At 75.1% G+C, this 10,055-nt stretch carries 8 protein-coding genes and 1 pseudogene; 6 read left to right on the top strand and 3 right to left on the bottom strand.

The genetic code is table 11. The annotated features are described in order from the left end of the window. Window positions 1–101 precede the first annotated feature (101 nt). Complete coding sequence (locus ACSNOB_RS23345; RefSeq protein WP_436688582.1) at window positions 102–1,010, top strand: homocysteine S-methyltransferase family protein; 909 nt, start codon at window positions 102–104, stop codon at window positions 1,008–1,010. A 581-nt stretch (window positions 1,011–1,591) separates the two neighbouring features. Beyond that, the gene (locus ACSNOB_RS23350; protein WP_436688583.1) at window positions 1,592–2,305 is read left to right on the top strand and encodes a winged helix-turn-helix transcriptional regulator; all 714 of its coding nucleotides are present in this window, start codon (window positions 1,592–1,594) and stop codon (window positions 2,303–2,305) included. On the opposite strand, the gene ACSNOB_RS23355 is transcribed toward ACSNOB_RS23350, so the two are convergent. Then, a complete protein-coding gene (locus ACSNOB_RS23355) occupies window positions 2,233–3,045 on the bottom strand; it encodes an NADPH-dependent F420 reductase (protein WP_436688584.1) in 813 nt (270 codons plus the stop codon). The two genes, ACSNOB_RS23350 and ACSNOB_RS23355, sit on opposite strands and share 73 nt — an antisense overlap. A gap of 285 nt (window positions 3,046–3,330) precedes the next feature. Here ACSNOB_RS23355 and ACSNOB_RS23360 point away from each other — a divergent pair, with 285 nt between their 5' ends. From ACSNOB_RS23360 to ACSNOB_RS23375, 4 genes are all read left to right on the top strand, one after another. Further along, window positions 3,331–5,196: a BTAD domain-containing putative transcriptional regulator gene (locus ACSNOB_RS23360; protein ID WP_436688585.1), complete on the top strand. Its 1,866-nt coding sequence runs from the start codon at window positions 3,331–3,333 to the stop codon at window positions 5,194–5,196. Between the two features lie 75 nt (window positions 5,197–5,271). After that, window positions 5,272–6,165: a methyltransferase domain-containing protein gene (locus ACSNOB_RS23365; protein ID WP_436688586.1), complete on the top strand. Its 894-nt coding sequence runs from the start codon at window positions 5,272–5,274 to the stop codon at window positions 6,163–6,165. Next, complete coding sequence (locus ACSNOB_RS23370; protein WP_436688587.1) at window positions 6,162–6,797, top strand: hypothetical protein; 636 nt, start codon at window positions 6,162–6,164, stop codon at window positions 6,795–6,797. Before ACSNOB_RS23365 ends, ACSNOB_RS23370 begins: the two co-directional genes overlap by 4 nt. Window positions 6,798–6,832: 35 nt before the next feature. Continuing rightward, a complete protein-coding gene (locus ACSNOB_RS23375; RefSeq protein ID WP_436688588.1) occupies window positions 6,833–8,203 on the top strand; it encodes an ABC1 kinase family protein in 1,371 nt (456 codons plus the stop codon). 180 nt (window positions 8,204–8,383) lie between these two features. Here ACSNOB_RS23375 and ACSNOB_RS23380 read toward each other — a convergent pair whose 3' ends face one another. Next, on the bottom strand, window positions 8,384–9,922 hold the full coding sequence (locus tag ACSNOB_RS23380) for an ABC transporter substrate-binding protein (protein WP_436688589.1): 1,539 nt from the start codon (window positions 9,920–9,922) through the stop codon (window positions 8,384–8,386). After that, a pseudogene (locus ACSNOB_RS23385) lies at window positions 9,919–10,055 on the bottom strand (AAA family ATPase); the annotation flags it as partial. The pseudogene ACSNOB_RS23385 and the gene ACSNOB_RS23380, both read right to left, overlap by 4 nt.

Genomic DNA, 10,055 nt, shown 5'->3' on the forward strand with positions numbered 1-10,055 from the left:
TGTCCCCCGGCGGCGCACGGGTGTCGTGCCGCCCGAACAGGCCGTGCCACGATCGGGCGGTCGACCGCGGCGCACGCGCCGGCGGGGACGGGGAGGCGCCGATGGACGGAGCGGGGGCGGCGGGACCGCTGGTCCTCGACGGCGGGCTCGGCACCGAGCTGCAACGGCACGGCCGGTCCGTGACCGCCCCGTGGTGGACGGCGCGCTGCCTGCTGGACGCCGACGGCCGGCGCCTGATCTCCCGGATCCACGCCCGGTACGTCGCGGCGGGAGCGGACGTGCTCACCGCCGACACGTTCCGCACCACGCCGCGGGCGGCGCGCCGGGCCGGGACGGACGACGCCACCGCCGCCGGCCTGGTCCGCACGGCCGTGGCGCTGGCCCGGCGGGCCGCCGACCCGGCGGTGGCCGGCCGCCGGGTGCTCGTCGCCGCCTCCGTGGCCCCGGTCGAGGACTGCTACCGGCCGGACCTGGTGCCCGACGCGGCGGCGCTGCGGCGGGAGCACGGCTGGCTGGCCGAGCAGCTCGCCCGAGCCGGCGTCGACCTGGCGCTGGTCGAGACCATGAACACGATCCGGGAGGCGGTCACCGCCACCCGGGCGGTACGCGAGCACGGCCTGCCGGCCTGGGTGAGCTTCGTCTGCGCGGGCGACGCCCGCCTGCTCTCCGGCGAGGACGTCGCGGCGGCGGCCGACGCGGTACGGGCAGCCGGCGCGGCGGCGGTGCTGGTCAACTGCACCGACCCCGCCGGGACCGACCGGGCGTTGCGGCGGCTCCGGGAGGCGGGGCCGGGCCTGCTCGGCGCGTACCCGAACGTGGAGGACCGCAGCGGCGTGCCGCCGGCCACCCCGGTGGACCGCTATCTCCCGCCGCGCCTGACGCCCGCCGGCTTCGCCGACCTCTGGGACGCCTGGCGCCCGGTCGGGCTGGGCATCGTCGGCGGTTGCTGCGGCACCACGCCGGCGCACATCGCCGCGCTCCGGTCCCGCCTGTCGCCGCTCCCGGGCTGACCGAGCCGGCTCGGGCGGGGGCGGGCGGCGGTCACACCCGCCCGCCCGGCGCCTCTCGTCACGGCGCGGAGCTGCTCGTCGGACGGATGTCCGCGCCGCGCCACTGCGTGCCGGGGCTGAGCGTCACCTCCAGATGGCGGACGCTCTGCCGGTGCGCCTCGCCGGCTCCTCGGTGACCAGCTCCGGGCCGGCCGGGTCGGGCAGCAGTGTTCGTACAGATCTGTGAAGTGCCGGAAGTCGCGGAAACGGAAGAGCCGGACCGCCGCCGCCTCGTGGAGCCGGCCGAGGCCCAGGCCGTGCCGGCGGGCCATCCCGCAGCAGGGCGCCGGGGCGCACCGGTCGTTCGAGGTGCACGCGCGACTCGACCTTGGGCAGGCGGGACCGCACGTCGGCGAGGCCCCGCCCGGCCGGTACGGCGGTCGTCACCGGGCAGATTCTAGGCAGGTCCCGGATGGACAAAGCGCCACGTATCGGCAGGGCCGCGATTTCTGCGGGCAGGAGGGCAATCTGGAAGAGGCGGTCATGTACTATGTCTAAGTAAAGAGGCGTGGCTGGGTCCGCGCTGCGGCATAAGGAGCGCCGTGAAAGAGCAACGGGACCGTCGGACGTACGGCCAGCAATGCGGTCTGGCCTTCGCACTGGACGTGGTGGGTGAGCGGTGGACGCTGCTCATCATCCGTGAGCTGCTGGTCCGTCCGCGCCGCTACCGCGACCTGCTGGACGCCCTGCCGGGCATCGGCACCAACCTGCTGGCCGACCGGCTGGCCTTCCTCACCGAGGCCGGCATCATCCAACCGCTGGACGCCGAGCGGCGCACCGCGGGCTACGCGCTCACCGAGCTCGGCGAGAAGCTGCGGGAGCCGGTCCTGGTGCTGGCCCGGTTCGGGCTGACGCTCCTCGCCGAGCAGCCCGCCCGCACGGGCGCCTCGGTCACCCGTGCCTCCTGGGCCGTCCTGGCCATCGAGTCGATGGTCGACCCGGCCCGGGCCCTCGCCGACGAGATCTACGAGTTCGACATCGAGGGCGAGGTGTTCCACGTCCGCGTCACCGACGGCCAGGCCCGCACGGTGCAGGGGACGGCCGGCGCGGACGCCACGCTGCGGGTCGCCACCGACGCGCGGACCTTCTTCGACCTCGGCAGCGGCGCGATCGAGCCGGTCGAGGCCGTGGTCAGCGGGGCGGTCTCCGTCACCGGCCCGCCGGCGGCGCTCCCCCGCTGCCTCTACCTGCTCGGCCTGGGCGGCCGACCGGCCGGCGAACGGATGCTCTCCGCGGCGGGCGGCGGCCGGCGCTGACGCTCGCCGCCGGCGGTCGACACGCGCCGGGCCGCCTCGACGTGCGCCGGCCCCGACAGCCCGCTGTCCACGGGGGTCCGCCCGGGTGGCCCGCCGTCCATCGCGGCCCCCGGCTCCGCGAGGGCGACCTGGAAGCCGATCCGTCCCCGGAGGGCGTGCCGGCTGCTGATCGCCATCAGCAGGTCGGCCAGCGACTCCAGCGCCGGCGCGCGGTCGATGCCGCCGACGTCCACCGGGGCGAACCCGAGCCGCCGCACCAACGCGCTCACCTCCGCCTTCGCCGCCGGGTGGTCGCCGGCCAGGGGCACGGTGACCGGGCGTCCGTCGAGGACGGGCTCGTCCAGCATGCCGGCCGGGACGGTGTTGAGCGCCTTGACGACGCGCCACTGTGGTAACAGTTCCGCTAGCAACCGGCCGCCGGATCCGGCGGGAGCGGGCGGGGCGGCACCGGCCGTCGGCGGGTTCGTCGCATCGATGACCGTGCGTCCCCGCCCGTCGTCCAGCCGCCCCGCCAGGGCCAGCTCGACGGCGGCGGCGAACGGCAGCATCAGCACGACCAGGTCAGCCCCGGCGACGACGGCGCCGGTCGGGACGGGCCGGATGCCGGGGTACGGGGCGAAGGGGTCGGGCGGCCGCGCCGGCTCGCCGCGACCGGCGATCAACACCGGCCGCCCGTGCGCCGCAAGCGCCCTGGCCAGCGCCGATCCCATTCGACCGCGCCCGATGATGCCGACGATCATGGGCGGGGCCGTGTCGCGAGGTGGGGGTACGAACCGTGGGGTGCGATCGTCCGCATCTCTCCGCTCCGGGTCATGGTCGAGAGCTGCCCGGCCTGGCCGGGCACGATTCGATCGGTGCCGCCGGTTGCCGCAGGCCAGTGTCCGGGACCGCTCTTGACGGCCACTTGACGCCGGGATGAACCCGGGGCGGCTACCCAGTGCGACAGCTCCGCCTCTTTAAGTATGGAAGTTCTTCACTTAAAGTAGAGGAGCACTGAGCACAGCGCCACGACAGCTGGGGGACGTGTGAACCGGACCGAGATCGAACTCCGAATTCAGATCCTCGGTCCCGTCCGAGCGACGATTCGCGGCAGGGAGGTCGACCTCGGCCCCCCGAAGCAGCGGGCGGTCCTCGCCCTGCTGGCCCTGCGGGCCGGACGACATGTGCCGCTGGACGACTTGATCGCCGCGCTCTGGGCGGGACAGCCACCGACGCGGGCCGCCAACCTCGTGCACACCTACGTCGCGCGGCTGCGCCACGCGGTCGAGCCCGACACGCCTCGGCGCCAGCGCACCAACGTCATCGTGTCGGTGCCGGGCGGATACCGGCTGACCGTCGCCGACGACCAACTCGATCTGCAGGTGTTCCGGGCGGGCATCCGGAAGGCGTCGGCCCTGCGGGAGGGCGGCGAGCTCGACAGCGCCTTCGCCCGGTACGGCGAGAGCATCGACCAGTGGCAGGATCCCCAGGTCGGGGACCTGTCCGCGCTGCTGGCCGAGCAGGACGACATCGGCCCGCTGCGACAGGAGTTCCTGGCCGCCGCGCTCGACTACATCGCGATCGGCCTCGAGCTGCGACGGCCGGACGCGGTGCTGCCGCTGGCCGAGCGGCTGGCCCAGGCGGAGCCGCTCAACGAGCGAGTGCAGGCCCGGGTGCTGCAGGCACTCACGCACATCGGCCAGCGCGCGTGGGCCATCGAGCGGTACGCCGACGTGCGCACGAGACTCAAGCTCGACCTGGGCGTCGACCCGGGTCCCGAACTCACGGCGGCGTACCGGGAGGTGCTGGACGCCCGGCCCGGCGTCCACCAGCCACCGTGGCGGGGGCCGGCGCCGGTGGTCGACGACCTGATCGGCCGCGCGGCGGACCTCGCGGCGACCTGCGACCTGCTGCGCGAGTACCGCCTGGTGAGCCTGACCGGCGCGGCCGGCGTCGGCAAGACCGCGCTCGGCCTGGCGGCGGCGGAGGAACTGCGGGAGCGGTTCGCCGACGGCGTGGCGGTGATCGACCTGGCGAACGTCCGCACCGGCCCGGACCTGACGCGGGCGGTCGAGGCCGCCGTCGACGAGCCACCGACCCGGGGCGCCGGCCGCCCCGAGCCGCTGGTGCACCGGCTGCACGACCGCAAGCTCCTGCTCGTGCTCGACAACGCCGAGCTGGTCACCGACGAAGCCGCCGACCTGGCCGACGACATCCTGCGGAACTGTCCCCAGATCACCATCCTGCTGACCTCGCGGGAACTGCTCGGCCTGCCCTACGAGGCGGTGTACCCGGTGCGACCGCTCGACGTGGACGCGGAACCGGGCCACCTGGCCGCGCAGCCCGCCCTGCAGTTGTTCGCCCGGCGGGCGGCGCAGGTGCGGCCGGGATTCCGGCTCACGGAGTCCAACGTCGAGGCGGTGGCGGCGGTGTGCCGGGCGCTCGACGGGCTGCCGCTGGCCATCGAACTCGCCGCGGCCTGCCTGCGGACCCAGCGGCTGGAGACGCTGGTGGACGGGGTCGGGGACCCGCTGCGCCGGATCCAGCCGCCCCGCCGGGGCGTGCCCAGTCACCACCGCTCGCTGCACGCCGCCGTGCACCGCAGCATCGAGCTGCTCGACCCGGCCGAGCAACGGTGCTTCACCGCCCTCGGCGCGATGCCGGCCGCGTTCTGCCTGGAGGCGGCGGCCGTCGCCGACAAGGCGATGGCCGGCGAGCCGCGTACGGTGCAGATGCTGTTGGAGCGGCTCGTGGACAAGTCGGTCCTGGAGGTCCGGCACAGCTCGTCGGGCCGGCGGTACCGGATGCTCGGCACGGTGCACGCCCTGGCCCGGCAGCTCCTGCGCGAGCACGGTGTGGACGGCGAGCCGCCCTCCGTCGGCTGCACCTGCGGCTGCCACACCGGTCGCTGAGACAGGGGACAAGCGTCAATTTCTGCTATATGATTCTCCAGTAGATTGCCCCGGTCGACGGGCGGGAGATGCCGGATGGACCAACGCCACCTGCTCATGCACCAGGCGATGCTCGGTGACCGCCACCGCATCGAGTCGTACGACCGGGCGCTGGCCGCGGCGGTCGACGAGGACACGGTGGTGGCCGACGTCGGCGCCGGCACCCTGGCGCTCACCGCGCTGGCCCTGCGGCACGGCGCCGCCCACGTCTACGCCGTCGAGGCCGACCCCCAGGTCGCCGCCGTCGCCGACCGGATCATCAAGGCCAACGACTGGGACGACCGGGTGACCCTGATCGTCGGGGACGCCCGCCTCGCCCGGCTGCCCCGTCAGGTCGACGTGACCGTCTGCGAGCTGATGGGCAACCTCGGGCCCGAGGAGGACATGGCCCGCATCCTGCGCACGTTCAACCGCCGCAACCTGCGGCCCGGCGGGACGGTCGTGCCGGAGCGGGTGGTCACCCGGCTCGCCGCCGTGCAGTTCGACGACGAGGGCTGGGGCATCTGGAACGACGACTTCCTCGGCATGCGGCTCGACGTGGTCCAGGAGCTGGTCGAGCCGTCGGCGCACCTGCACTTCCTCACCCGGGAGCCGGTCCTGCTCGGCGAGCCGGCCGTCCTGGTGGACACCGGCCGGGGCGACACCGGCCTGCGCACCGCCCGGCCGCTCACCCTCCCGCTCGACCGGGACGGCACGCTGCACGGCGTGCTCGGGTACTTCACCGCCACGCTGGCGCCGGGCGTCGAACTGTCCAACATGCCCTCGTACCCCGGCTGCAACTGGGCGGTCTTCGTCTGGCCGCTGCGGCACACCCGGGTCGCCGCGGGCGACACCGTGCACGTGCGCCCCCGGCGCCCGGACGGTCCCGCCGCTCGGGACGTGACCCGGTGGCGCCTCGACTGTCAACTCGACCGGGCGGACAAGCGATGATCATCTACACCGCGGCGTCGGTGCACGACCTCTCCATCGACGCCGACCAGCTCGCCGGCCTCACCTGGTCCGGCCACGCACTCTGGTACGCCGACCAGGGCCGCGAGGAGGTGACCTGCCTCGACCCGCGCACCGGCACCCCCGGGCAGACCCTGTCCTGCCCGGGCCTGACGGCCGGGCTCACCACGCTCGGCGGGCACCTGCTCTACGCCACCGAAGGGGCGCTGCGGCTCTGCGACACGCAGTCCGGCGGCATCCTCCGGGACGTGCCGAGCCCGCGACCGGGGGTGCCGATCTGCGGGATGGAGGCGGGCAAGGACGGCATCTGGCTGGGCTGGTCAGACGCGCTGGAGCTCCGGCACGCCTCGGATCTCCGGCTCCTGGCCACCGTGCCCGCCCCGCTGGGGATCGCCGGGGTGACCGTGACCGACCGGTACGTCGCCCACACCGACCGGCTCGGCGAGGCCATCACCGTCTTCGACCTGCGGGCGGGGCGCAACGTGCTGCAGATCCACGTCGACGGCAGGCCCACCAGCCTGACCTGGGACGGGCTGCGGCTGTGGTACGGCGATGCCGCCAACCTGCGCCTGCGGGCGCTGGACGTGCCGGGGCTGTCCGCGACAACCGCCTGACCCGGCCTGCTGACCCCTCGGCAGAAAGGCGCACGATGGTACCGTCCAAGTTCATCTTCAGCCTCTCCCCCCTCGGCTCGGCGGCCCTGCGCGCCACCCCACCCTCCGGGTCCCGCCGTCCACCGCTCGCGCCGAGCGGGGCGGGGTTGGGCGCCCGCGCGGTGGTCATCGGTGCGGTGGCGACCGCTTCGCTCGCCGCCGGGCTCGCGGCGTCCGCCGCGACGGCGCTGCGGCACGGCCGGGCGGCCGGCCGGCGCCGCTTCGCCCGGGAGGTCGCGCGGACGGTCGCCCGGCTCGGCCCGACGTTCATCAAGGCGGCGCAGGTCCTGGGCACCCGCCGCGACGTCGTGCCGGCGCTGCTCTGCGACGAGCTGTCGGTGTTGCAGGACGACGTGCCGCCGATGGACGCCGCGCAGAGCCGGGCCGCGCTGCGGGAGGTGTACGGCGACCGCCTGCACACCGTCTTCGCCTCCGTCGAGGAGACGCCGGTGGCCAGCGGCAGCATCGCCTGCGTCTACCGGGCGACCCTGGCCGACGGGGCGACGGTCGCGGTGAAGCTGCGCCGGCCCGGCATCGGCCCCCAGATGACGGCCGATCTCGCCCTGCTGCGCCGGGGCGCCGCGGTGGTCGCCCGGTTGCCGATGTTCCGTGGCGTGCCGGTGCGGGAGGTGGTGGACAACCTCTGCGACTCGGTACTGGGACAGCTCGACCTCGGCCGCGAGGGGCGTGACCTCGACCGGCTGCGGGAGGACCTGGGCTCGGTCCCGCGGGTGCGGGTGCCCCGGGTGCACGCGGCGGCGAGCCGGCCGGCCGCCATCGTCATGGACTTCATTCCCGACCTGGCCGTCGACACGGGCGCGCGGTGCTCCCCCGCGATGCGCCGGACGTTCGCGGCGTCGACCCTGACCGTGGTCTACCAGATGCTGTTCATCAACGGCTTCGTGCACTGTGACCTGCATCCCGGCAACCTCTACTTCACCCGCGGCGGGCAGGTGGTCGTGCTGGACGCGGGCTTCAGCGTCCAACTGTCGGAGAAGATGCGCGAGCTGTTCGCGGACTTCTTCCTCAACATGTCGGTCGGCCGGGGCGACCGCTGTGCCGCGATCGTGCTGGACAGCGCCATCGGCGTGGCCGACGACGCGGACGTGCCGGCCTTCACCGAGGGCGTCAAGGACCTGGTGACCCGCAGCTACCGCCTGTCGGCCAAGGAGTTCAGCCTGATCGCCTTCGCCGGCGAGTTGTTCGACCTGCAGCGCCGCTACGGGGTGGCCGCGTCGCCGGAGCTGGTCTTCCCGCTGCTGTCGCTGCTCGTGGTGGAGGGCACGGTGCGGTCGCTCGATCCCGACATCGACTTCCAGGAGACCGCGAAGCCGGTGCTCAACCGGGCGCTGTTCGGCATCCGCTGACCGCGGGCCCGGTCTTACGTCGAGGCCGGGAGCGGGTCGGGTCCCGGTGGCACCCGGCCCGCTCCCGGCCTGTTCGGTAGCCGCGCGATGCTGGAGGCGGTGAAGGCGCGCACGGCGGGCCGGTCGCACCGGCGACCGGCCCGCTGCGCTGCCAGGCTGGTCAGCACGGTGCTCCGGCCCCTACCACCGGGCCGCCCCGGCCGCCACGGCGTCCGCCCGTGCCCGCGGCCAGGCCGCCACGAGCAGCGGCACGAGCCGCAGGTCGATGGTGGCCAGCCGGTCGAAGCGACGCCACAGCGTCACCGCCGCGCCCGGTTCCGTGGCTCGCAGCGCCTCCCGGGCCACCTCGACCGGGTCGCCGGCGCGGCCGTCCGACGGCCACACCCGGTGCACCAGGTCGCGGCCGGCGTCACCGGCCCAGGCCGGCACCCACTCGTGCAGCACGAGGTCGACGCCCGGTCCTCCGGAGGGGACCAGCGGGACCGGCACGACGGTGATGCCGTACCGCGCCAGCACCGCCACCAGGGCGGCGGCGACGGCGCCCAGCCGGGAACCGGCCGGGACACCCAGCGTCAGCCGGCTCCCCTCCCCGAGCCCGGCATCGGCGAGGAGGCGCCTCGCCCGCTCCCGGTCACCGGCATCGGGTGCGCCGCCGGCGCCCCGTTCCGACGCCGCGTGCCCCGGCTGCAGGACGCCGTGCTGGGTGGCGGCGCCGTCGGCACCGGCCGCGCACGCCGCCTCCGCGAGCGCCGCGCGGTCGAGCGCCCAGGACAGCGCGTGCCGTACGGCGTGGGGCTCGGCCGCCCCACCGGCGCCGGCGGAGAGGTAGTAGCTGCACCCCGTGGCCGCGAACCGGCCCCGCGGTGACGGCACCGACCAGGACAGCACCCCGAAGTCGGAGGCCGGGTCGACCGGCTGGCCGTCCGCCGACGCGACGACCTCGATGCGCCGGGCGGTGCGGCGGCGCACCGGGTCGGTGCCCGGATCCCAGCGGGGGTTGGGTTCCAGGACGAGGTCGCCGCCCGGCGACAGCCGCTTGGCGATGCGGTACGGCCCGGCGGAGGGCGTGCACCGGTACAGCTCCGGGCTCTCGGGCACGTAGTAGTCGTACTCCCGGGGAGCCGCCGCGGTGAATCCCGTGGCGAGCAGGTCGACGAGGTCGTTGGCCGGCGCGGTGAGGCGCAGGACGACGGTGTCCCCCTCGGCGCGCAGCCCCGGGATCCGGGTGCTCTGCTGGAACTGGGCGAAGGCGGGGGCGTGCGCCTCCCAGTGCCCGAGCGCCTCGTCGTACGCCCGGTAGTAGTCCCCCATGCCCTCGATGATCTCGCCGAGGTACGGGCGCATCGACCGGGCGAGGGGGTGGGCGGTGCGCTTGAGGCCACGGACGACGTCGCCGGCGGTCAGCTCCCGGGCGGCCTGGGCGTCCCACCGGATGCCGCCGCGCAGCCGGACGCGCCAGGTGCGCCCGTCCGCGCTGATCCCCCCGTTGTCCACCGTGGGCACTTCCAGGGCCGCGTCCGGCACCGGCCGGACGGCCGGGTCCGTGGTGGCGGGGATCGCGAACAACTGCCGGGTGAGCAGCCGGAGGACCTGTCCGGTCCCGATGTGCTCCGCAGAGGGCTCGTCGGGCAGCCCGCCGTCCACGGGGCCCAGGAAGCGGAGCGTGTCCGCCTCGGTGGGCGTGTCGGTGGCGGGCTCGTGCTCGCGTACGCCGGTCATGCCGTCACCGCCCCGGCGTCGGGGAGCGTTCCGGCCGCCGGCTTGTCGGCGCCTCGGAAGACGAGCTTGGACTTGTCGACGTTGTTCGGGTCGCCTTCGCAGTCGACGACGACGATCTGGCCGGGGGTCAGTT

The organism is Micromonospora sp. URMC 106 (assembly GCF_051386395.1).
Taxonomy (GTDB): domain Bacteria; phylum Actinomycetota; class Actinomycetes; order Mycobacteriales; family Micromonosporaceae; genus Micromonospora.

Bases quoted from the DNA above. Each gene is read 5' to 3' on its own strand.
- ACSNOB_RS23345 (WP_436688582.1), top strand. From the start codon at position 102: ATGGACGGAGCGGGGGCGGCGGGACCGCTGGTCCTCGACGGCGGGCTC.
- ACSNOB_RS23355 (WP_436688584.1), bottom strand. From the start codon at position 3,045: ATGATCGTCGGCATCATCGGGCGCGGTCGAATGGGATCGGCGCTGGCC.
- ACSNOB_RS23375 (WP_436688588.1), top strand. From the start codon at position 6,833: ATGGTACCGTCCAAGTTCATCTTCAGCCTCTCCCCCCTCGGCTCGGCG.
- ACSNOB_RS23380 (WP_436688589.1), bottom strand. From the start codon at position 9,922: ATGACCGGCGTACGCGAGCACGAGCCCGCCACCGACACGCCCACCGAG.
- ACSNOB_RS23365 (WP_436688586.1), top strand. From the start codon at position 5,272: ATGGACCAACGCCACCTGCTCATGCACCAGGCGATGCTCGGTGACCGC.
- ACSNOB_RS23370 (WP_436688587.1), top strand. From the start codon at position 6,162: ATGATCATCTACACCGCGGCGTCGGTGCACGACCTCTCCATCGACGCC.